Annotated in this window: 15 protein-coding genes; 11 read left to right on the top strand and 4 right to left on the bottom strand. The window is 65.2% G+C overall.

From position 1 onward, the window contains the following. Position 1: 1 nt before the first annotated feature. Positions 2-3,052 carry a formate dehydrogenase-N subunit alpha gene (fdnG, locus tag LOY54_RS17155; RefSeq protein WP_258607327.1) on the bottom strand — a complete coding sequence of 1,017 codons (3,051 nt, stop codon included), beginning with the start codon at positions 3,050-3,052 and terminating at the stop codon, positions 2-4. Between the two features lie 498 nt (positions 3,053-3,550). On the opposite strand from fdnG, the gene LOY54_RS17150 reads away from it, so the two are divergent. The 10 genes from LOY54_RS17150 (at position 3,551) to LOY54_RS17105 (ending at position 17,300) form a co-directional block, all read left to right on the top strand. After that, positions 3,551-5,638, top strand: coding sequence for a TonB-dependent receptor family protein (locus tag LOY54_RS17150; RefSeq protein WP_408980597.1), 2,088 nt, complete (start codon positions 3,551-3,553; stop codon positions 5,636-5,638). A 44-nt stretch (positions 5,639-5,682) separates the two neighbouring features. Next, positions 5,683-7,398 carry an ABC transporter substrate-binding protein gene (locus LOY54_RS17145; RefSeq protein ID WP_258607325.1) on the top strand — a complete coding sequence of 572 codons (1,716 nt, stop codon included), beginning with the start codon at positions 5,683-5,685 and terminating at the stop codon, positions 7,396-7,398. Further along, on the top strand, positions 7,395-8,327 hold the full coding sequence (locus LOY54_RS17140) for an ABC transporter permease (protein ID WP_093381307.1): 933 nt from the start codon (positions 7,395-7,397) through the stop codon (positions 8,325-8,327). The genes LOY54_RS17145 and LOY54_RS17140 overlap by 4 nt, the downstream gene beginning before the upstream one ends. 22 nt (positions 8,328-8,349) lie before the next feature. Beyond that, positions 8,350-9,633: an acyl-CoA dehydrogenase family protein gene (locus LOY54_RS17135; protein WP_258607323.1), complete on the top strand. Its 1,284-nt coding sequence runs from the start codon at positions 8,350-8,352 to the stop codon at positions 9,631-9,633. A 19-nt stretch (positions 9,634-9,652) separates the two neighbouring features. After that, the gene (locus LOY54_RS17130; protein ID WP_213603926.1) at positions 9,653-10,996 is read left to right on the top strand and encodes an LLM class flavin-dependent oxidoreductase; all 1,344 of its coding nucleotides are present in this window, start codon (positions 9,653-9,655) and stop codon (positions 10,994-10,996) included. A 27-nt stretch (positions 10,997-11,023) separates the two neighbouring features. Further along, on the top strand, positions 11,024-12,079 hold the full coding sequence (locus tag LOY54_RS17125) for an NADP(H)-dependent aldo-keto reductase (RefSeq protein WP_258607320.1): 1,056 nt from the start codon (positions 11,024-11,026) through the stop codon (positions 12,077-12,079). A 23-nt stretch (positions 12,080-12,102) separates the two neighbouring features. After that, positions 12,103-12,993, top strand: a complete 891-nt coding sequence (locus LOY54_RS17120; protein WP_093381314.1) for an ABC transporter permease — start codon at positions 12,103-12,105, stop codon at positions 12,991-12,993. Continuing rightward, on the top strand, positions 12,990-14,651 hold the full coding sequence (locus LOY54_RS17115; RefSeq protein ID WP_258607318.1) for an ABC transporter ATP-binding protein: 1,662 nt from the start codon (positions 12,990-12,992) through the stop codon (positions 14,649-14,651). The genes LOY54_RS17120 and LOY54_RS17115 overlap by 4 nt, the downstream gene beginning before the upstream one ends. A gap of 26 nt (positions 14,652-14,677) precedes the next feature. Beyond that, complete coding sequence (locus tag LOY54_RS17110) at positions 14,678-15,886, top strand: acyl-CoA dehydrogenase family protein (RefSeq protein WP_258607316.1); 1,209 nt, start codon at positions 14,678-14,680, stop codon at positions 15,884-15,886. A gap of 61 nt (positions 15,887-15,947) precedes the next feature. Continuing rightward, the gene (locus LOY54_RS17105) at positions 15,948-17,300 is read left to right on the top strand and encodes an MFS transporter (protein ID WP_258597814.1); all 1,353 of its coding nucleotides are present in this window, start codon (positions 15,948-15,950) and stop codon (positions 17,298-17,300) included. A 90-nt stretch (positions 17,301-17,390) separates the two neighbouring features. Here the strand turns inward: LOY54_RS17105 and LOY54_RS17100 are convergent, their stop codons facing one another. After that, a complete protein-coding gene (locus LOY54_RS17100) occupies positions 17,391-18,491 on the bottom strand; it encodes a sigma-54-dependent Fis family transcriptional regulator (protein ID WP_093381322.1) in 1,101 nt (366 codons plus the stop codon). Positions 18,492-18,501: 10 nt separating this feature from the next. Further along, the gene (locus tag LOY54_RS17095; RefSeq protein WP_258607314.1) at positions 18,502-19,677 is read right to left on the bottom strand and encodes an acyl-CoA dehydrogenase family protein; all 1,176 of its coding nucleotides are present in this window, start codon (positions 19,675-19,677) and stop codon (positions 18,502-18,504) included. 215 nt (positions 19,678-19,892) lie between these two features. On the opposite strand from LOY54_RS17095, the gene LOY54_RS17090 reads away from it, so the two are divergent. Next, on the top strand, positions 19,893-20,108 hold the full coding sequence (locus LOY54_RS17090; RefSeq protein WP_010227092.1) for a molybdopterin-binding protein: 216 nt from the start codon (positions 19,893-19,895) through the stop codon (positions 20,106-20,108). A gap of 54 nt (positions 20,109-20,162) precedes the next feature. Here LOY54_RS17090 and LOY54_RS17085 read toward each other — a convergent pair whose 3' ends face one another. Next, positions 20,163-21,584 carry a cytosine permease gene (locus LOY54_RS17085; protein ID WP_258607312.1) on the bottom strand — a complete coding sequence of 474 codons (1,422 nt, stop codon included), beginning with the start codon at positions 21,582-21,584 and terminating at the stop codon, positions 20,163-20,165. Positions 21,585-21,606 lie beyond the last annotated feature (22 nt).

The following is a 21,606-nucleotide window of genomic DNA, read 5'->3' as shown; positions in this document are numbered from 1 at the left end:
CTCAGACCTTTTCAATGTTCACGAGAAACGCCTTGTACTCCGGCGTGTGGGTGTTCGACTCGCCGATGCCCGGGGTCAGGGTGTTGGCCAGGAAGCCCTTGCGCGTGCTGCCTTCGTAACCCCAGTGGCAAGGAATGCCGATGGTGTCGACATCCTGGCCATCGACGGCCAGGCGGCGGATGCGCTTGGTCACCACGGCCTTGGCCTTGATGTAGCCACGCTTGGTGCTGACCTTGACCAGGTCGCCCTGAACGATGCCCTTGTCGGCGGCGAGTTTCTCGCCGATCTCGATGAACTGCTCGGGCTGGACGATGGCGTTCAACCGCGCGTGCTTGGTCCAGTGGCGGAACAGCTCGGTGATCGAGTAGGTGGTCGCCACGTAGGGGAACTCTTCGCGCTTGCCCATGCGCTGGCGGTCGCTTTCGTACAGCCGCGCGGTCGGGCTGTAGGTCACGTTCGGGTGCAGCGGGTTGCTCGCCAGCGGGCTTTCGGTCGGCTCGTAGTGCTCGGGGAACGGCCCGTCGTTCATGGCGCCGACCGAGAACAGCCGGCCCAGGCCTTCGGGCAGCATGATGAACGGGTTGACCTTGCCACCGGGGGCGGCGGTGACGGCGAAGTCCGGCACGTCGACGCCGCTCCAGCGCACACCGTCCCAGCCGATCAGCTTGCGTTTCGGGTCCCACGGCTTGCCCTGCGGGTCGGCCGAGGCGCGGTTGTAGAGGATGCGCCGGTTCTGCGGCCAGGCCCAGGCCCAGCCCGGGGTGCAGCCCAGGCCGCTGTCGGCGTTGTCGCGGCGGGCCATCTGGTTGCCCTGTTCGGTCCAGGAGCCGGCGAAGATCCAGTTGAAGCACTGGGTCGTGCCGTCGTCGCGCAACTGCGAAAAGTCGCTGAGCAACTGGCCCTTGCGCAAAATCAGCTTGCCTTGCTCGTCGTGCAGGTCGGCCAGGGCGCGGCCGTTGGACTCCTTGGCCACTTCCTCGGGCTTGGGGTCCAGCGGGTCGGCGTAGTCCCAGGCCATATTGAGGATCGGTGCCGGGTTGGCGCCGCCTTCCTTTTCGTACAGCTCGCGGATCTTCAGGAACAGGTGGCCGAGGATCTTGCCATCGTGCCAGGCCTCGCCCGGAGGCGCCGCGCCGGCCCAGTGCCACTGCAGCCAGCGCCCGGAGTTGACGATCGAGCCGTCTTCCTCGGCAAAGCACGAGGAGGGCAGGCGGAACACTTCGGTCTGGATCGCCGCGGTGTCGACGTCATGCTGCTCGCCGTGGTTCTGCCAGAAGCTCGAGGTCTCGGTGGCCAGCGGGTCGATGATCACCAGGAACTTGAGCTTGGCCAGCGCTGCCTGGGCCTTGTTCTTGTCGGGGAAGGCCGCCACCGGGTTGAAGCCCTGGGCGATGTAGCCGTTGACCTTGCCTTCGTACATGCGGTTGCTGAAATTGAGCACGTCGTAGCTGTCGTCCCACTTGGGCAGCCAATCGAAGCCCCAGTCGTTGTCTTTGGTGGCCTTGTCGCCCCAAAGGCTTTTCATCAGGCTGACGAAGAATTTCGGCGTGTGTTTGTAGTAGTTGACCTGATCCTCCAGCAGCGCCACCGGCGTCACCTGCTTGAGGTAGGTGGCCATGTCGGTCTGCTCGTCGGACGGCAGGTTCATGTAGCCAGGCAGGCGCAGCGACAGCAGGCCCAGGTCGGTGTAGCCCTGGATGTTGGAGTGGCCGCGCAGGGCGTTGACGCCACCACCGGCCATGCCGATGTTGCCCAGCAGCAGCTGGATCATGCCCGAGCCGCGGATCATCTGCGCGCCGTTGGTGTGGTGGGTCCAGCCCAGGGCGTAGAGGAAGGTCGCGGTCTTGTCCGGGGCGCTGGTTTCGCCAAGGATCGCACAGATCTTCAGGAAGTCATCTTTCGGCGTGCCGCAGACGTTGGTGACCATCTGCGGGGTGTAGCGGCTGACGTGGGCCTTGAGCAGGTTCCACACGCAGCGCGGGTGCTGCAGGGTCAGGTCGCGCTTGGCGTAGCCCTTGCTGTCGAGCTCGTAGGTCCAGGAGCTGCGGTCGTAGCTGCGCTTGTTGGCGTCGTAGCCGCTGAACAGGCCGTCGTCGAAGTGGTAGTCCTCGCGCACGATCAGGCTGGCGTTGGTGTAGTGGCGTACGTATTCGTGCTGGATCTTGTCGTGGCTGATCAGGTAGTTGACCACGCCCATCAGGAAGGTCACGTCGGAGCCTGCGCGGATCGGCGAGTAGATGTCGGCCACCGCGGCGCTGCGGTTGAAGCGCGGGTCGACGACGATGACCTTGGCGCCGTTGCGGATCTTCGCCTCGATCACCCACTTGAAGCCCACCGGGTGCGCCTCGGCGGGGTTGCCGCCCATGATCAGTACAACGTTGGCGTTCTTGATGTCGACCCAGTTGTTGGTCATGGCGCCACGGCCAAAGGTCGGCGCCAGGGCCGAAACCGTCGGCGCGTGGCAGACCCGCGCCTGGCTGTCGGTGCCGAGAATGCCCAGGGCACGGGTGAAGCGCTGGTCGAGCGAGCCGGTTTCGCTGCTGGCCGCCGACGAGCAGAGCATGCCGGTGCTGAGCCAGCGGTTGACCGTGGTGCCCTTGGCGTTCTTCTCGATGAAGTTGGCGTCGCGGTCGTCCTTCAGCAGCCGGGCGATGCGCTCGATAGCGTGGTCCCAGCTGATGCGCTGCCATTTGTCCGAGCCCGGTGCGCGGTATTCGGGGTAGAGCAGGCGCTGTTCGCTGTGCACATAGTCGACCAGGCCGGCGCCTTTAGGGCACAGCGAGCCACGGCTGACCGGGTGATCAGGGTCGCCTTCGATATGGAAGATGCGCGCCTTGGCGTTCTTGGCGCCGTCGCCGAGGCTGTACATGAGAATCCCGCAACCGACCGAGCAATAGGTGCAGTTGTTACGGGTTTCCTTGGCGCGCAGCAGCTTGTACTGGCGCGACTGGGTCGCCTGGGCCACGCCCGGGGCAAAGCCCAGGCTTGCACAGGTGGCGGTGGCGACGCCGGCGGTACACAGCTTGAAAAACTGTCGTCTGCCAAGTCCCATGGGTATCTCCTCATTCTTATCGGCTGCACAAAGCTGCGGGCATAGGCATGCCCGGCAACAAGGCGTCGCAAGCGCAGTTGGCTGGGGTGTCGAAGCACGGTGTGTCGCAGGTCCCTGTCTGGCGCAGGGTTTTAAGCGGACGTATGCGCGCTAGTGTATTCCCGTACGGAATGTGGGACTAATCGACCTTGTTGATAGGTCTATCGACAGGATCTATCAAGGCCTGGGCCATGATCAACTGTTCGCCAGGCAACAGCAGTTGGACAGATACCCGCAATTCGAACAATTGTTTAAACCTTTGAAACCGCTCAACCCCAAGGTTTTCAAGGGATTTTGTGGTTGGCACGGACGCTGCAACAGCTCCCTTCGAGATTGACTATACCAATAGAAACTCGCCTATTTTTTAATCAGGTGGGGAGCAAGACCTTGAATTTCGTGCCTCGGGCAACATCCGTTTTATCCAAATCTTCGACCAAAGTAGTAGGCAAGGACTGGAAGCTGGCCAGCGTCGGCGCCGCCCTGTTGAGCCTGGCGCCGCTGGCCCAGGCCGAAGACGCCGCACAGACTGAAAAACGCCTGGAGACGGTTACCGTCCAGGCCGCCAAAGCCACCCCGGTAGAAGCGGCGCAGGCGCAACTGGACGAGATCCCCGGCGGTACCGGGCTGGTCCAGCAGGCGGAGGTGGAGAAGGGCCGCTCGGCCACCCTCGAAGACACCCTGGCCTATCAGCCGGGGGTGTATGCGCAGGCGGCCGGCGGCAACGATGCGATCAAGATTTCCATTCGCGGCTCGGGCGCCAACACATCGCCTGGCTACTTTCGCGAAGGCACCAAGTTTCTCTTCGACGGCCTGGCCCTGACTGGCGCCGGTGGCACGCCCTACGAGCTGCTCGACACCCAGGGCCTGAGCTACACCGAGGTACTGCGCGGTGCCAACGCCTTCGAATACGGCGCCTTGTCGCTGGGCGGGGCGATCAACTTCGTTACCAACTCCGGCCTCACTGCGCCGGGCAACCGCATCAAGGTCGAAGGCGGCAGTTTCGGCTGGCAGAAGCAGACCCTCAGCACCGGTGGCGTGGCTGGCAATGCCGACTACTTCATCAGTGTCGACAACTCCAAGCGCGACGGTTACCAGGACTTCACCTTCACCAAGGCCAAGGGCGTGGTGAGCAACTTCGGCTACCGCTTCAACCCCAAGCTGGAAACCCGCCTGTACATCCGCTACCGCGAGGAATACCACGAAAACTCCGGGGCCCTGACCCTGGCGCAACTGAAGAAGAACTCCTCGCAAACCAACCCCAGCACCCGCGCCACCCGCGGCGACTCGACCAAGGAAGGCTCGACCTGGGTCGGCAGCAAGACCACCTACACCTTCGATGACGATTCGACCCTGGTGGCCGGGCTGGTCTATCACAATTACCCGCAGATCCTCAGCAAGAAGAGCACGGTCAACCCCAACTACTGGGACTGGCGCGACATCAACTATTCGCTCAAGTACACCCGCAGCGACCAGCTGTTTGGCCTTCCGAGCACCACCACGGTCGGCTGGAGCAGCACCCAGCACATCCGCTCCGGGGTGCGCACCTACAGCGGCGACAAGGACCTGGGCCGGTTGCAGAAGCAGGTCGAGTACGACGGCTCGTTCGACCATGTGTTCTCACTGGGCAACGACCTCGGCCTGACCGACAACCTGTACCTGTCCACGGGCCTCTCGGCCATCGAGATCAAGCGCAATGTCGATGTCAATTTCAGCGACCGGCCCAACACCAGCGGCATCCCCAGCCACTATCGCTATCAGCAATGGAAACTGGCGCCACGGCTCGGCCTGCGTTACTACCTGACCCCGGACGTGCAGGTGTTCGGCAACGTCAGCCGCTCGATCGACCCGCCCAGCTCCTGGTCCAGTTCCGGCTCGGGGGTGACCACCAACTTCGCCAAGACCCTGGTGCCACAAAGCGCCAACACGGTTGAACTGGGGATTCGCGGGCGTTCGGAGATTTTCGACGGCAGCCTGACCCTGTACAAATCGTGGATCAAGGACGAGTTGCTCAACGTCGAAATCCTCCCGGCCACCAACACCTCGGCCGCCGTGGTCTCGACCTCCAACGCCAGCCCGACCATCCACCAGGGCATCGAGGCGGGGCTGACCACCAAGCTCTGGCAACGCGATAACGGCGATGTGCTGAGCTGGCGCCAGGCCTACACCCTCAACGACTTTCACTACCGCAACGACCCGCTGTTCAGCAAGAACGAGCTGCCGGGCCTGCCCAAGCACATCTACCAGGGCGAGCTGTTCTACCAGTACGCCAACGGCTTTTACGCCGGGGTCAACGTGCGCTCGGCATCGAGCACGGCGGTGGACTACGCCAACAGCTTCTACGCGCCGTCCTACACCCTGTGGGGCGCACGCCTGGGCTATGACGCGCCGAACAAGACCTGGCAGGTGTACCTGGACCTGAAGAACCTCACCGACAAGGACTACGTCACCGCCCTGGTGCCCAGCTACGACGCCAAGGGCCAGGACACCGCCTCGCTGTACCCGGGTGACGGCTTCGGCGCCTACACCGGGATTGCCTACAACTTTTGAGCCAGGGGCGGGTGCCGTTCGCGCGGCACCTGCAGGAGAACCGCATGAGAGTAATCGCAAGGCTGGGCGCGCCCGCCGTGCTTGGTGCGCTGCTGGCCCTGGGCGCCTGCAAGCCGGTGGAGCAATCGCCGGGGCAGGGCAGCAGCGGCATCGACGGCACGCTGCACAACGGCACCCTCAGCTATGGCGCGCAGGACTATTACGAGGCCGCCCCGGGCAAGCCCGGTGGCACCCTGCGGGTGTCGACGGCCTCCGACACCACGACGCTGGACGTGCATTCGATTTCCCACGGCAATGTGCAGTGGCTGGGGCGCATTCTGTTCGACTGCCTGCTGTACCAGGACGAGCAGGGCAATATCTCGCCGTGGCTGGCCAAGTCCTGGGAGATCTCTGACGACGGCAAGACCTACACTTTTCACCTGCGCGACGACGTGACCTTCAGCGATGGCGAGAAATTCAACGCCCGTGCCGTGCAGGTCAACCTTGAACACATGCGCGACCCGGCGACCAAATCGCCGCTGGCCGCTGCCTACATCGCCCCATATGTCGACGGGCGCATCGTCGATGAGTACACCTTCGAAGCGCACTTGCGCGAGCCGTATTCGCCGTTCCTCGATGTGCTGGCGCAGTCGTGGCTGAGCATGATCTCGCCCCGGCAGATCCTCGAAGCGCCAAAGACCATTGCCGAACACCCGATCGGCTCCGGGCCCTTCGTGCTGGAAAGCTACACCCGCGACCAGGGCGCCAACTTCGTCAAGCGCAAGGGCTACAACTGGGCGCCCGCAGTCACCCGCCACCAGGGCGAGGCCTACCTCGACCGCCTGGAGCTGAGCATCGTCCCCGAGCCGATGATCCGCTTCAGTACCCTGGAAGCCGGCCAGTCGGACTTCACCGTCGACGCCCCGACCCAGAACGCCCGGGCTATCCGTGACAACCCGGACTTGCAGATGCGCAGCCGCATTCGCAAGGCCAACCCGTTTCGCAGCCTGACCTTCAACGTCGAGCGCTTTCCCTTCGACGACGTGCAGGTGCGCCGCGCCGTGGCCAAGGCCATCGACCGCGACGGCCTGGCCTGGATCACCGGTTTTGGCGAGTACCTGGCCAAGGGTGATTTTCTCGCCGCCAACACCCGTTACTACGACCCGGCATTCAAGGATGTACTGGCCTATGACGTCGCCGAGGCCAACCGCATTCTCGACCAGGCCGGCTGGAGTGAGCGCGACGCCGAGGGTTACCGGGTCAAGAACGGCCAGCGCCTGGCCGCGCACCTGCTGACCTACGAAACCGCGGCCTACCCGAGCAGCATCGCCGTGGCCATCCAGGCCGACCTGAAGAAGATCGGCCTCAAGATCGACATCGACCTGCTGCCCCTGGCCCAGGTCACCCAGCGCCGTTACGCCAGTGATTTTCAGCTGATCGGCGGCGGCTACTGGCACACCAACACCCCCGATGGCCTGTACATCCTCTATCACAGCCAGGCAATCAGCACCGCCAAGCTGATCGGCCAGAACGCCGGGCGCTTTCGCGATGCCGAGCTCGACCGGGTACTCAGCGCGGCCCGGCAGACCACCGACCCGGTGGCGCTGAACGGCCTCTACCGCATCGCCCAGCAGCGCCTGGCGCAGACCATCCCGGCGGTGCCGGTGTTCGAAAGCCATGTGCTGCTGGCCTACCGCAAGCAGGTCAAGGGGCTGATTTTCGACACTTCGCACAACACCCCGTTTTTCACCAGTGTCTGGCTCGACCCGGAGGGCAAATGACTAGCTTGCAACGATTGGCCTGGCGCCTGCTGGCCGGCATCGGCGTGCTTTGGGGCGCGGCGACCCTGACTTTCCTGGCCATCAACCTCAGCGCCGGCGACCCGGCCCTGGCGATTCTCGGCGGCCCCGACGCCATGCCCAGCGCCGAGCTGATTGCCCAGGTGCGCGCCGAATACGGCCTCGACCAGCCGTTGTGGGTGCAGTACGGCCAGTACCTGGCGCGCCTGGCCCAGGGCGATCTGGGCGAGTCGTACCGTTTGCGCATCCCGGTGCTGCAGGTGATCGGCAGCCAGCTGGGCGCCACGGTGCAGTTGTCGCTGGCCGCCGCCTTGCTGTCGATTGTGCTGGCGGTGAGCTGCGCGGTGCTCACCGCCAACCGGCCGCGCTGGGTGCGCTCGCTGGTGTCCGGCACTGAACTGGTGCTGTCGTCGGCGCCGTCGTTCGTGATCGGCATCGTGCTGTTGCTGGTGTTTTCGTTCGGCTGGCACCTGCTGCCGCCATCCGGTTCCAACAGCTGGCAGGCGCTGATATTGCCGAGCCTGGCCCTGGCCCTGCCGATTGCCGCGGTGCTGACCCAGGTACTGCGCCAGGAGCTGGAAGACATCCTCGAACAGCCGTTTATCGCCATGGCCCGCGCCCGCGGCATGTCCGAGACCGGCGTGCGCCTCAAGCATGCCTTGCGCCATGCCCTGGTGCCGCTGGTGACGTTGTCGGGCTTTGTTTTCGCCAGCTTGCTGGGCGGTGCGGTAATCATCGAAATGCTCTTCGCCCGCCAGGGCATCGGCCGCTTGATGCTCGACGCCGCCGTGACCAAGGACATGCCCTTGCTGCTGGGCATCACCCTGTTGGCGGCGGCGATTTATGTGCTCGTCAACTTTCTCGTCGACCTGATCAACCACTGGGTCGACCCGCGCAGCAAAAGCCTATGAACCCGAATTTCAAGGACCAGCCATGAGTGCCCATGAACTGCCAACAGCCCTGGCTGCGAACTACGCAGGCCAGGACTACGTAAACCTGCAGGCGCGCTTTGCCCCGGTGTTTGCCCGCATTGCCGAAGGTGCGGTCGAGCGCGAGCAGCAGCGCACCCTGGCCCATGAGCCGGTGGCCTGGCTACGCGAAGCCGGCTTTGGCGCCCTGCGCGTACCCCAGGCATTGAACGGCGCCCAGGCCAGCCTGCCGGTGCTGTTTCGCCTGCTGATCGACCTGGCCGAAGCCGACTCCAACCTGCCGCAAATCTTTCGCGCCCACTTCGGTTTTGTCGAAGGCCGGTTGTCCAGTGGCGATACCGCTTCGCAACAGCACTGGCTGGCCAAGGTGGCGGCGGGGCAGTTGTGGGGCGCGGCCATGGCCGAACGCACCGACACCACCGGCAATTCGGTGCGCCTGCGCGCTGCCGACCCGCAGGCGCCCGAGGCCGGCTGGCTGCTGCACGGCGAGAAGTACTACTGCACCGGCGCCATCTATGCCGACTGGGTGGCGGCGGTGGCCATGCTCGATGAGGATTTTGTCAGCGTGGTGGTGCCGACCACGGCGCCAGGGGTCAGCCTGGAAGATGACTGGGACGGTTTCGGCCAGCGCCTGAGCGGCAGCGGCACTACCCGTTTTGCCAATGTCGCGGTGCCGCCGCAGCAGGTGCTGCGGCGCTTCAAGCCCGGCGAGCTGCGCGCCGAATCCTACCTGTCGGCCTTCTACCAGCTGTACCACCTGGCGACCCTGGCCGGTATCGCCCGCGCCGCGCAGCGCGATGCCGTGGCCTTCGTCCAGGGCCGCACCCGCGCCTTTGGCGTGCCGGGCCAGTCCAGCCCCAAGGACGACCCGCTGGTGCAGCGGGTGATCGGTCGTCTGTCGAGCCTGGCCTATGCCGCCCAGGCCCTGGTGCTGGATGTCGCCCAGGTGCTGCAGACCGTGCATGAAGCCGAGCTCGACGGTTCGATTGGCGAGGAGCACTACGTCGAGGCCGACATTCGCACCTACCAGGCCCAGCAGATTGTTCTCGAGCAGGTGCTCGAAGCCACCACCTTGCTGTTTGAAGTCGGCGGCGCCTCGGCCACCAGCCAGGCCCGGCGCCTCGACCGGCATTGGCGCAATGCCCGCACCCTGGCCTCGCACAACCCGGCGATCTACCGCGAGCGGGCGCTGGGCAATTACTACCTCAACGGCATCAGCCCTGGTGCCGCCTGGCGCCAGTTGCACGCCCAGGATAACGCCGCCCGCGATGAAGCCAGCGCGGTCTGACCCCACTCAAGGAGTTGCCATGAGCCAGCCTGCAAAACACATGAGCATCGGCATGAACATCCTCGGTTTCGGCGCCCACTCCGGTGCCTGGCGCCAGGCCGAGGTGCCGGCCAATGCCTATCTCGATCACCAGTACTACAGCAACATCGCGCGCATTGCCGAACGCGGCAAGCTCGATGCGATCTTCCTCGCCGACGGCCCGGCGCTGATCGGCGATGTTGGCCAGCATCCGGCCGGGCGCCTGGAACCTACCGTGCTGCTCACCGCCGTGGCCCTGGCCACCCGCCATATCGGCGTGATCGCCACCGCCTCGAGCAGCTATAACGACCCGTATAACCTGGCCCGGCGCTTCAGTTCGCTGGACCATATCAGCGGCGGCCGCGCGGCCTGGAACGTGGTCACCAATGCCGGTGATGCCGCCGCGCAGAACTTCGGCCTGGCCGGTGCGCCGCGGCACGTCGACCGTTATGCCCGGGCCGATGAGTTCATTGATGTCACCCTCAAATTGTGGGACAGCTGGGAAGATGACGCGGTGATCGGCGATGCCCGCCGTGGGCGTTTTGCCGACCCGGCCAAGGTGCATGCCATCGACTTTGTCGGCGAGCACTTTTCGGTCAAGGGCCCGCTCAACTTGCCGCGCTCGCCCCAGGGCCGGCCGGTGCTGGTGCAGGCCGGGTCTTCCGAAGGCGGCAAGGCCCTCGGCTCGCGCTATGCCGATGCGATCTTCACCACCCAGACCACCCTGGTCGACGGCCAGGCGTTCTATCAGGAAATGAAACAGCGCGCCCGCCAGTGGGGGCGCAACCCCGAGCACCTGAAAATCATGCCGGGGCTGTCGACGGTAATCGGCAGCAGCGAGGCCGAGGCCCAGGCGCGTTTCGACGAGCTTAACGCCTGGTACGGCGAAGAAGGGCTGATCAACCAGGTGGCGGCGCGGGTGGGCCTGGCGGTCAGCGAGCTGCAGCTGGATGCGCCGTTGCCCTGGGAGCGGATTGGCCCGGTGGCGGATTTCGAGCGCGGCTCCCACGGTTTTCTCGAAGCTCAGTTGAACCTGGCGCGGCGCGAGAACCTGACCATCCGCGAACTGTCGCGGCGCATCCTGGTCGGCCACCGGCTGATCGTCGGCACCCCGGAACAGGTCGCCGACAGCCTTGAGCACTGGTTCCGTGCCGGCGCTGCCGATGGCTTCAACATCATGCCGGACATGTTCCCTTCCGGCGTCGAGGTGTTCGTCGACCAGGTGGTGCCGCTGCTGCAAAAACGCGGGGTGTTCCGCCATGAGTACCAGGGCAGCACCTTGCGCGAGCACCTGGGCCTGCCGTACCCGGCCAGCCAGTACCAGCGCGCCGCCGAAGCGGTTTGAGCTTTTTACTTTCGATACGGAGCGAGCATGATCAAACGTAGATTGGGCCACAGCGACATCCAGGTCAGCGTGCTGGGGCTGGGCAGCATGACCTGGGGCCACCAGAACAGCGAAAGCGATGCCCACCGCCAGCTCGACGCGGCGCTGGCCGCTGGTATCAACCTGATCGATACCGCCGAGATGTACCCAACGCCGACCTATGGCGAAACCTGGGGCAGCACCGAGCGCTTCATCGGCAGCTGGCTAGCGAACAGCGGGCGGCGTGCCGAGGTGGTGCTGGCCAGCAAGATCATCGGCCCGGCACGCCAGCCGGGGGCCGGCGCGCATATCCGTGAGGGGCTTACACGCCACGACCGGGCCAATATCGTCGCCGCCCTGGACGGCAGCCTCAAGCGCCTGCAAACCGATTACCTGGACCTCTACCAACTGCACTGGCCGGACCGCACCACCAATACTTTTGGCCAGCGCGAATACCCCTATGTCGAGGATGACCGCGAAACCGTGAGCATCGCCGAGACCTTGCAGGTGCTGGCCGATCAGGTCGCCGCCGGCAAGATCCGCCATATCGGCGTGTCCAACGAAACCCCGTGGGGCGTGGCCGAGTTTTTGCGCCAGGCGCGTGAGCAAAACCTGCCGCGCATCGTCAGCATCCAGAACCCCTATAGCCTGCTCAACCGCCTGTACGAGGGCGGCCTGTCGGAGTTCAGCCAGCGCGACAACATCGGCTTGCTGGCCTATTCGCCGCTGGCCTTCGGCGCCCTGACCGGCAAGTACCTCAACGGCGCCTTGCCGCAGGGCTCGCGGCTGTCGTCGGTGTACCGCACCTTCAACCGCTACGACAGCCCCGGCGCCCATCAGGCCATCGCTGCCTATGTGGCGCTGGCGCAGGAGCTTTCGATCAGCCCGGCGCAACTGGCCCTGGCCTATGTGATCAACAAGCCGTTTGTCAGCAGCGCACTGACCGGGCAGACCAGCCTGGCGCAACTGGCCGACAACCTCGGCGCATTGCAGGTGAAGCTGGGTAGCGAAGCCTTGGCGCGCATCGAGCAGATCCACCGGCAGATCCCTAACCCGGCTCCCTAACGTTCAGTTCATGGAGGTGCCCGATGGCGCCGATCAATTCAACGGCAGCGGTGCTGCCGGTCAGCGGCCTGATCCCGGCCCCGGCGCGTTTTGCCAGGCGCCGGCCACTGGCGGTGCGCCCGGGGCTGGTGCTGGCGGCGCTGTTCGTCGTCTTTTTGCTGCTGGCGGCGCTGCAGCCAGGCTGGCTGGTGGCCGCCGACCCGCTTGATGCCAACGCCCGCCAGGCGTTCCAGCCACCGGGTAGCCTGCACTGGCTGGGCACTGACGAGAACGGCCGCGACATCCTCGCGCGGTTGGTCTACGCGGTGCGCCCGTCGCTGGTACTGGGCCTGAGTGCCACGGCGCTGGGATTGCTGCTGGGCACCGTGCTGGGGCTGCTGGCCGGCCTCGGCCCACGGCTGGTCGACGGCGCGGTGATGCGCCTGGTCGATGTGCTGCTGGCCTTTCCCGACCTGCTGCTGGCGCTGGTGATCATCACTTTTTTTGGCCAGGGCGCGCTCAACACCATCATCGCCGTGGGCATCGCCAGCGTGCCGCGCTATGCGCGCCTGGTGCGCGCGCAAACCCTGGTGGTGCGCAATGCCGGCTACGTCGAGGCGGCCACGACCCTGGGCCTGCCACGACGCCAGGTGATCTGGCGGCACGTGCTGCCCAATGCGATCAAACCGATTTTGATTCTCGCCACCATCGGCATCGGCAGCACCATCGTTGCCGGCGCCGCCCTGAGCTTCCTTGGCTTTGGCGCGCCACCGCCGCAGCCGGAATGGGGCGGCATGCTCGCCATCGGCCGCAACTACCTGGCCAACGCCTGGTGGCTGGTGGCCTGGCCGGCCCTGGCCATCACCCTCACCGTGGTTTCGATCACCGCCATCGGCCGCGAACTGCTGCGCCGCAACGAAGGTAAACGCCTATGAACGCTGTTCTTCAACACCCCGCGCCGCTGATCGAGGTCAGCGACTTGCAGGTGCGCTTCGGCCAGGGCGTGCCGGTGCTCAAGGGCATCAGCTTCACCGTGCAGCAGGGCGAATGCCTGGCGCTGGTGGGTGAGTCGGGCTCGGGCAAGAGCGTCACTTCGCGCACCCTGGCCGGGCTCACCGGAGCCCATGCGCAGTTGCAGGCCAGCCGCCTGGCCTTTGCCGGGCAGGACCTGCGCCAGTTCGACGAGCGCGCCTGGCGCCGGGTGCGCGGCGCACAAATCGGCTTTGTCATGCAAGACGCCCTGGGCTCGCTCGACCCCCTGCGCCCGGTCGGCAAGGAGATTGCCGAGCCGCTGCAACTGCACAGCGCGCTGAACCGCGAGCAGCGTCAGGCGCGGGTGCTGGAACTGCTGCGCGCGGTCGGCGTGCCGGAACCTGAGCTGCGCGCCCGCCAGTACCCCTGGCAGCTCTCCGGCGGCTTGCGCCAACGGGCGCTGATCGCCTCGGCGATTGCCTGCAACCCGCGCCTGCTGATTGCCGACGAGCCGACCACGGCGCTGGATGCCACGGTGCAGGCCCAGGTCTTGAGCCTGCTCGAATCCCTGCGCGGCGACAGCACGGCGATGCTGATTGTCAGTCACGACCTGGCGGTGGTCTCGCGCCTGGCCAACCGCGTGGCAGTGATGCACAACGGCGTGATCGTCGAGCAGGGCAGTGTCGAGGCGGTGCTGCAAGACCCGCAGCACCCCTACACCCAGTACCTGCTCAAGGCCGGTGCCGCCGTGCATTTTCGCCGGCCGCAGGCAGCAAAACTTGCGGCCGTGGCGCCACCCGTGGTGGAAACCAGCGCGCCGCTGTTGCAGGTGCAGCAACTGAGCAAGGCCTTCAGGGGCCCGGACGGCGCCTTGCGCACCGTGGTCGACAAGGTTTCGCTGCAGCTGCACAAGGGCCGCACCTTAGGGATTGTCGGCGAGTCGGGCTCGGGCAAGACCACCCTGACCCGGATGATCCTCGGCCTGGAAACCCCCGACAGCGGCGCGATCCAGATCAAGGGCCGGCCCTGGCTGCAACTCGATGACCAGGAGAAACGCGCGCTGCGCCGCAGCATCCAGGTGGTGTTCCAGGACCCGCTGAGCTCCTTCGACCCGCGCTACACCGTGCAGCGGGTGTTGTACGAGGCGCTGCAAGTGGCCGGGCACCTGCGCGCGCAGTGGCGCCCGCAGGCCGTCGAGTTGCTCACCCTGGTGCGCCTTGACGAAAGCCTGCTGGAGCGGCGCCCGATCGAGCTGTCGGGCGGCCAGCGGCAACGCATCGCCATTGCCCGCGCCCTGGCCGCGCAGCCGCAGATCCTGGTGTGCGACGAGCCGGTGTCGGCGCTGGATGTGTCGGTACAGGCGCAGATCCTCGAACTGCTCGACGACCTAAAACAGCGCCTGGGCCTGGCCTGCCTGTTCATCTCTCACGACCTGGGGGTGATCAACCACGTCAGCGACCAGGTGCTGGTGATGAAGGACGGCGTGGCGGTGGAAAGCGGCGCCGTGCGCGATGTTTTCGACCGTCCGCAACACCCCTATACCCGTGCCTTGCTTGACGCCATTCCACACCTGGAAAGCGGCCGTAAGGTCAGTTTCGAATTTCTCCGCCTGGCGATCTGATCGCCTGATTTGCACAAGGAAAGTCCATGCCTGGTTTATCTGCAGTACCGCATTTTGATCGTCGTAACCTCGACGACCTCAAAGGCAACACCGAAAACCTGCTACCGCTGATTGCCGCCGGCGCCGCGCAACGTGAACGCGAGCGCCAGCTGCCCTATGAAGCGGTACGCCAGATTGCCCAGGCCGGGCTCTACACCTGCCGCATTCCCGAGCAATATGGCGGCCCGGGTGGCAGCGTCAGCGATGTGATCGGCCTGCTGCTGCGCATCGCCTCGGTGGACTCCAACGTCGCCCAGGCGCTGCGCCCGGGCTTCGGTTTTGTCGAGGGCTTGTTGTCGTCAACCGCCGACGGCGCCGAGGCCGAGCGCCAGCGCTGGTTCGCCCGCTACCTGCAAGGCGCGGTGCTGGGCAATGCCGGTTGGGAAGTGGGCGGCGCCAATGGCGCGATCAGTGCGCGCATCGTGCGTGACGGCGAGCATTACCGCGCCAGCGGCAGCAAGTACTACAGCACCGGCTCCCTGTACGCCGACTGGGTCAGCGCCGTGGCCCTGGATGAAAACGATCAGCCGGTGTCGTTCGTGCTGCCGCGTGAGCGCCAGGGCCTGGAGTTGCTCGACGATTTCGACGCCATGGGCCAGCGCCTGACTGCCAGCGGCACCACGCGCCTGAATGATGTCGTGGTGTACGCCGACGAGATCCGCACGCGCACGGTGGAGGAGGGCAAGCGCACCATCGTCACGCCGTTCCTGCAGTTGTTCCTGGCCACGGTGCAGGCCGGCATCGCCCGCAATGCGCTGGACGACGCCAGCCGCTTTGCCCGCGAGCATGCGCGGCCGATCAAGCACAGCAGCGCCGCGCGTTCGGTGGATGACCCTTACGTGCAGCTCAGCGTCGGCGAGATCGCCGCCCGTGCCTTTACCGCCGAAGCCGTGGTGTTGCGCGCGGCGGCGTCGATCGACCGCGCCTGGGCCAGCGGGCTTGATCCACATCAGGTTGACCAGGCCGCCATCGACGTCGCCCAGGCCCAGTACATTGCCGCCGAGTCCGCGCTCAAGGCTGCCGAGTTGCTGTTCGACGTCGGCGGCGCCTCGACCACCGGCCGCAGCCACAATCTCGACCGCCACTGGCGCAACGCACGCACGGTCGCCAACCACAACCCGCGGCACTGGAAGGCCGCAGCGGTGGGTGCCTGGCAACTGACCGGCACGCCGCCGCCGACGTCGGGCTTGTTCTGAGGTGGGCAGTTTGCAGGCGCCGCTGTTGACCCACAGCACCGGGCAATCACGGCGGGTACCGATGATCATCGGCTGTGCGTTGCTGATGGAGTTGATCGACTCCACCGTGGTCATGACCGCATTGCCACAGATGGCCAGCGAGTTCGGCGCGCCGAGTGTGCGCATGAACCTGGTGGTGTCGCTGTACATGCTCGCCGCGGCCCTGGCAGTGCCGGTCAGCGGCTGGGCGGCGGACCGCTACGGGCCGCGGCGGGTGTTCGTGCTGGCGATAGTGTTGTTCACCCTGTCGTCGCTGGCCTGCGCCCTGGCCGGGTCGTTGCTGCAACTGTGCCTGGCGCGCCTGTGTCAGGGCGCGGCGGGGGCGATGATGGTGCCGGTGGGCTTGATGATCCTGCTGCGCTGGTCGCCGCGCGAGCAGCTGCTGCGCAACATGTCCTACCTGACCATCCCGCCACTGGTGGGGCCGATGCTCGGCCCGCCGCTGGGCGGTCTGCTGGTGACGCTGCTGTCGTGGCAGTGGATTTTTCTGGTCAACCTGCCCATCGGCGTGCTCGGGGTGTACCTGGTGCTGCGGCATATTCCCGATTACCCCGGCGACAGCCAGCAACGCCTGGACCTGCACGGCTTGCTGCTGGCCAGTGTGGCCCTGGCGTCACTGGTGTTCGGCTTCGAGGCGCTCGGCCATGGTTTGCTGGCGCGGCGCTGGGTGCTGCTGTTGCTGCTGATCGGGCTAATAACAGCGCTGCTCTATGTGCGCCATGCCCGGCGTTGCGCCCAGCCGCTGCTGGACTTTTCGCCTTTGCGCGTAGGCAGTTTTGCCGTGAGTTTCTGGGGTGGCAACCTGTTTCGCCTGGGCACGGCGGCGCAGCCGTTCTTGATGGTGTTGTTGTTCCAGCTGTGCTTTGGTTTAAGCCCTTTGCATGCCGGTTTGCTGACCTTCACCGGGGGTGTCGGCGCCTTTGTGGTCAAGCTGCTGGCGGTGCGTATCGTGCGCCGCTTTGGCTTTCGCCGCACCTTGAGTATCAATGCGTTGTTCACCGGTTTGAGCCTGGGCGCCTGCGCCAGTTTCAACCTCGACACGCCGTACTGGCTGGTGGTGTTGATCCTGTTCGCCAGCGGCCTGATCCGCTCCTTGCAGTTCAGCGCCATGGGTGGCCTGACCTATGCCGACGTGCCCGCCGAACTGCACAGCCGCGCCAGCAGCCTGTCGGCGGCGACGGTGCAGTTGACCATGAGCTTGTCGGTGGGGGTGGCTGCTTCACTGCTCAGTGTGTTGATGAGCTTGAAAGGTGAGCAGCAAGTGGCGGTGGCGGATATCGCCCTGGTGATTGGCGTCGGGGCGCTGCTGTGCATGGCTTCGGCGCTGGTGTTTCGCACGCTGGCGGCGGATGCGGGGAGTGAGATCTACCGCTGAGCTTTTCTCGACTGGACTGCGACCGCTGCGCGCTCGATCGCGGGTCGAGCCCGCTCCCACAGGATGGGTACAGGGCCTGCGATAAGGCCATTAGATCGACAAATTCAGCACCCGCTCGCCCTGGGTACTGCCCCCGGGCTGCCGGCGATTCACCGCCAGTTCGCCCATCTTGATCAGCCGGGTGCGGGTGACGTTGCGGCTCAGGCCGAGCAAGTTGGCGGTGTGCACCTGGTTGTAATGACTGAAGCGGTAGGCCGCGCGCAACAGTGCGTCCTCGACCTTCTCGTGCAAGGCGCCGCCAGGTTGTTCGAAGAGTTTCTGGAAAGCCCGCGCCAGCAAGCCTTCCGCCGAATCATCGCTGCCGGGGCTGTCGTCGGCGCGTTCGATGCGCATGTTCGACAGGCGCAGGTCCTCCTGGCGGATCACGCCGTCACGGCAGATCAGCAAGGTGTGATGGATGACGTTTTCCAGCTCGCGGATGTTGCCCGGCCAGCCGTAGCTGCGCAGCTTGGCTTCGGCCTCGCTGCTGAGGCTGACCTGGCCATAGCCCAGGCGCTGGCTGTAGGCCTGGATGAAGTGGCGGGTCAGCGGCAGGATGTCGCCCGGGCGTTCACGCAGTGGCACCAGTTCCAGGCTGACGACGTCGAGGCGGTAGTACAGGTCTTCGCGAAAGTGCCCGGCGTTGATGGCTTTTTCCAGCTGCACGTTGGTAGCGGCCAGTACCCGCACATCGATGGCAATGCTCTTGCGCGAGCCCAGGCGTACCACTTCGCGCTCCTGCAGCACGCGCAACAGCTTGACCTGGATCGGCATCGGCAGGTCGCCGATCTCGTCGAGGAACAGCGTGCCGCCGTTGGCTTCTTCGAACCAGCCGGCCTTGGCACTGAGGGCGCCGGTGAACGCACCTTTTTCGTGGCCGAACAATTCGGCCTCGACCAGCGACTCGGAAAACGCTCCGCAGTTGACCGCCACGAAAGGCTTGTCACGCCGGCCGCTGAGGTTGTGGATGTGCCGGGCGACCAGCTCTTTGCCGGTGCCGGTCTCGCCGATGATCAGCACGCTGGCTTCACTCGGCGCGACCCGCTGCAGGTGCGCCAGCAAGGCCCGTGACTTGGGGTCTTCGAACACCTGCGCGGTGGCGCGGATCGAGGTGGCCAGGGCCGGGGAGGGCGGTAGGGTCAACAATTGCATGGCGGTCACACTATGAGTAGAAGGTCGGAGTCGGCAATTGCCCGCGCAGGGCCCATTCACCGAGTTCGTGCAGCTTGTAGTCGAGCGGGTCGTGCAGGCTCTGGGTGCGCAGGTTGCGCCAGTGCCGGTCGAGGCCCACCGAGGCCTGGGTGGCGCGGGCGCCGGTGACTTCAAACACCTTGCTGCAAATCTCCAGGCCATCGCGGCTGGCGGCGACCTTGGCGGTAGCGATGCTCACCGCCAGGCGCCCGCGTTGTTCGGCGTTCAGCGCCGCGCCTTTGGCCCAGGCCTGGTCCAGCTCCTGGGCGGCCTGGTCAACCAGCAGCCGCGCACCCTGCAGGCGCACCCAGAAGTCGCCGAAATGCTTGAGTACATACGGGTCGGCGCTGCTCTGTTCGGCGAGCGATTTGAACCATGGCCGCGACTCGCGCAGGGCATAATCCCGGGCCTCTTCGAAAGCGCCCTCGGCGATGCCGAGGAAGATATTGGCGAAATGCAGCTGGGCAATCAGCGGCCGCAGGCAGGCGAACGGCGTGCTCAAGGGACCAGGGTCGAGCAGCAGGTCGCTTTCTTCCACCCGTACCCGTTCGAAGCTGGCGCTGCCGCTGTCGGTCTGGCGCTGGCCCATGTTGTGCCAGTCGTTGTGCAGGGTGATGCCGGTGCGCCCGCTGGGGATCGCCGCAATCAGCAGCTTGCCGCCGGCGCTCTCGTCCACCGCCGAGGCGATGAGCATCTCTGAATCGCTGGCGCCGGAGCAGAAGCTTTTTTTACCGGAGAACTCGCGAAAGCTGCCACGGTCCTTGACCACCGTGCGGGTGTCCAGCGGGTTGAGGGCATTGCCCCAGAACCAGCTCTTGTGCGCGGTCAGTTCGAACCATGGCTGCCACTGCGCGGGCGTGGCAAACAGGCGCACGGTGGCGAGCATCAGGTGATGAAAACCAAACACGTGGGCCAGGGAACTGTCGACCCGGGCGAATTCACGAACCACCTCGAAGGTTTGCCTCCAGCTGGCGCCCAGCCCACCGAACTCGCGGGGGATGCTCAAGGCCAGCAGGCCGCTGCTGCGGATGGCATCGCGTTCAGCCTTGGGCGTGCCGCCCTGGCGGTCGCGCTCGACGGCGCTGCGGGCGAACTCGCTGGCCAGTTCCCGGGCGATGTGCAAAGGGGTCGATGGAGTGCGGTGCAAAGGTGGCGCTCACTTGCTCGATGAGGATTGGCACCGATGCTAAAGGATCTAAAAAACTGAAAATAAATAACGTTTGGGTCTTTCGATATGTCGATTTGTATATTTCGTTTTGTTCTATATTCGTAAGTATTTATTCTTTTTAATTTTATTCGCTCGAGCGCAATCTGCACCTCAAGCACTGCGCGGCAGTGCACCCCAGGACGAGGAAGCAGCACATGACCATCAAGGCGATCAACGTACGCAATCAGTTCAAAGGCACGGTCAAGGAGATCATCGAAGGCCCGGTGGTATCGGAAATCGACGTACAGACCTCCGCCGGCATCGTCACCTCGGTGATCACCACCCGCTCGGTGCACGAGCTGGAGCTGCGGGTCGGCAGCGAAGTGATTGCCTTCGTCAAATCCACCGAGGTGTCGATCGCCAAGCTATGAAGGGCAGGAACAAAAACAGGCCGAGCCCCGGTGACGGGGCTCGGCCTTTTTGTTTCAGGACTGGCTGGTTTGCGGCAGGATCATCTGCGCCGGGGCATCGGCGGCCTTGCGCCGCGCCACCAGGTAATACAGCACGCTCGGTACGACCAGGCCGATGATCCACGACAGGTCAACGCCGCCCAGGTGGGCAACCATCGGGCCGGTGTAGAGCTTGGTGGAAATGAACGGCATCTGCACCAGCACGCCGATGGTGTAGACGATGATGCCAGGCAGGTTCCAGCGCCCGTAGCGGCCGTTGGGGTCTGCCAGCGCCGGCACGTCGTAGCGCTCCTTGGTGATGAAGTAGTAGTCCACCAGGTTGACCGCGCTCCAGGGCACGAAGAAGGTCAGCAGGAACAGGATGAACGACTTGAACGCGGCCAGGAACGAATGCTGGCCGAGCAGGGCGATCAACGTCGAAGCGCCAACGATGGCGAGGACGAAGAACAGCCGCTGACGGCGGGTGACTTCGATGTGCCCGCGAAAGCCACTGATGATGGTGGCGATGCACATGAAGCTGCCGTAGGAGTTGAGAGTCGAGATGGTCACCTTGCCGAAGGCGATGCTGAAGTACAGCAGCGCGGCGGTGGCGCCGGTACCGCCCAGGCCGACGATGTAGGCCACTTCACGGCCGGAGAACTGGCCGTTGGCAATCGCCGCGGCAAACACCCCGAGGACCATCGACGCCTGGGCGCCGACCACCGAGCCCAGGCCTGCGGCGAGGAAGGTCTTGAACGATGAGGTGTTGCTCGGCAGGTAGCGCGAATAATCCGCGACATAAGGGCCGAACGAGATCTGCCAGGACGCCGACAGCGACACCGCGAGCAGGAACGAGGCCCAGCTGAAGTGGCGGTTCTCCAGTAACTGGCCGATGTCGCTGATGACCATGATGCGGCTGAACAGGTAGACGAAGGCGATGATTCCCAGCACGCTGGCCACCCGGCCGATCCAGTGGATCATGCGGTAGCCGAACACCGTGGCAAGGACGATGACCCCGGCGAAAATCAGAATGCCGGCGCTGTCGCTGACGCTCAGCAACTGGCCGATGGCCTGGCCCGAGAGCACCGTGCCGGTGGCGGTGAAGCCCAGGTACATCAGGCACACCAGGGCAATCGGGATGGCCGCGCCGTACACCCCGAACTGCACGCGGCTGGAGATCATCTGCGGCAGGCCGAGTTTCGGCCCTTGGGCGGCGTGCAGGGCCATGACCGCGCCGCCGACCAGTTGCCCGAGCAGCAGGCCGATCAGCGACCAGAACACATCGCCACCGAGCACCACGGCCAGGGCCCCGGTGACGATTGCGGTGATTTGCAGGTTGGCACCCAGCCACAGGGTGAACTGGCTGTAGAGGCGTCCGTGTCGTTCGTTTTCCGGGATGTAGTCGATCGAGCGCCGCTCGATCAGGGGCTTGCTGCGCGAGGCATTGGCCTGGGTCATTGCTCGGGATCTCCGCCTATTG

The sequence above is a fragment of the Pseudomonas sp. B21-032 genome, assembly GCF_024748965.1.
GTDB lineage: Bacteria > Pseudomonadota > Gammaproteobacteria > Pseudomonadales > Pseudomonadaceae > Aquipseudomonas.
The sequence above is the reverse complement of the archived record's forward strand: the minus strand, read 5'-3'. Positions and strand labels throughout refer to the sequence as shown.

What these genes read in the sequence shown, in the direction of transcription:
- LOY54_RS17105 (WP_258597814.1), top strand. Translation starts at nt 15,948, where the DNA reads ATGATCATCGGCTGTGCGTTGCTGATGGAGTTGATCGACTCCACCGTG.
- LOY54_RS17100 (WP_093381322.1), bottom strand. Translation starts at nt 18,491, where the DNA reads ATGCAATTGTTGACCCTACCGCCCTCCCCGGCCCTGGCCACCTCGATC.
- fdnG (WP_258607327.1), bottom strand. Translation starts at nt 3,052, where the DNA reads ATGGGACTTGGCAGACGACAGTTTTTCAAGCTGTGTACCGCCGGCGTC.
- LOY54_RS17130 (WP_213603926.1), top strand. Translation starts at nt 9,653, where the DNA reads ATGAGCCAGCCTGCAAAACACATGAGCATCGGCATGAACATCCTCGGT.
- LOY54_RS17085 (WP_258607312.1), bottom strand. Translation starts at nt 21,584, where the DNA reads ATGACCCAGGCCAATGCCTCGCGCAGCAAGCCCCTGATCGAGCGGCGC.
- LOY54_RS17140 (WP_093381307.1), top strand. Translation starts at nt 7,395, where the DNA reads ATGACTAGCTTGCAACGATTGGCCTGGCGCCTGCTGGCCGGCATCGGC.
- LOY54_RS17125 (WP_258607320.1), top strand. Translation starts at nt 11,024, where the DNA reads ATGATCAAACGTAGATTGGGCCACAGCGACATCCAGGTCAGCGTGCTG.
- LOY54_RS17135 (WP_258607323.1), top strand. Translation starts at nt 8,350, where the DNA reads ATGAGTGCCCATGAACTGCCAACAGCCCTGGCTGCGAACTACGCAGGC.
- LOY54_RS17115 (WP_258607318.1), top strand. Translation starts at nt 12,990, where the DNA reads ATGAACGCTGTTCTTCAACACCCCGCGCCGCTGATCGAGGTCAGCGAC.
- LOY54_RS17120 (WP_093381314.1), top strand. Translation starts at nt 12,103, where the DNA reads ATGGCGCCGATCAATTCAACGGCAGCGGTGCTGCCGGTCAGCGGCCTG.
- LOY54_RS17110 (WP_258607316.1), top strand. Translation starts at nt 14,678, where the DNA reads ATGCCTGGTTTATCTGCAGTACCGCATTTTGATCGTCGTAACCTCGAC.
- LOY54_RS17090 (WP_010227092.1), top strand. Translation starts at nt 19,893, where the DNA reads ATGACCATCAAGGCGATCAACGTACGCAATCAGTTCAAAGGCACGGTC.
- LOY54_RS17145 (WP_258607325.1), top strand. Translation starts at nt 5,683, where the DNA reads ATGAGAGTAATCGCAAGGCTGGGCGCGCCCGCCGTGCTTGGTGCGCTG.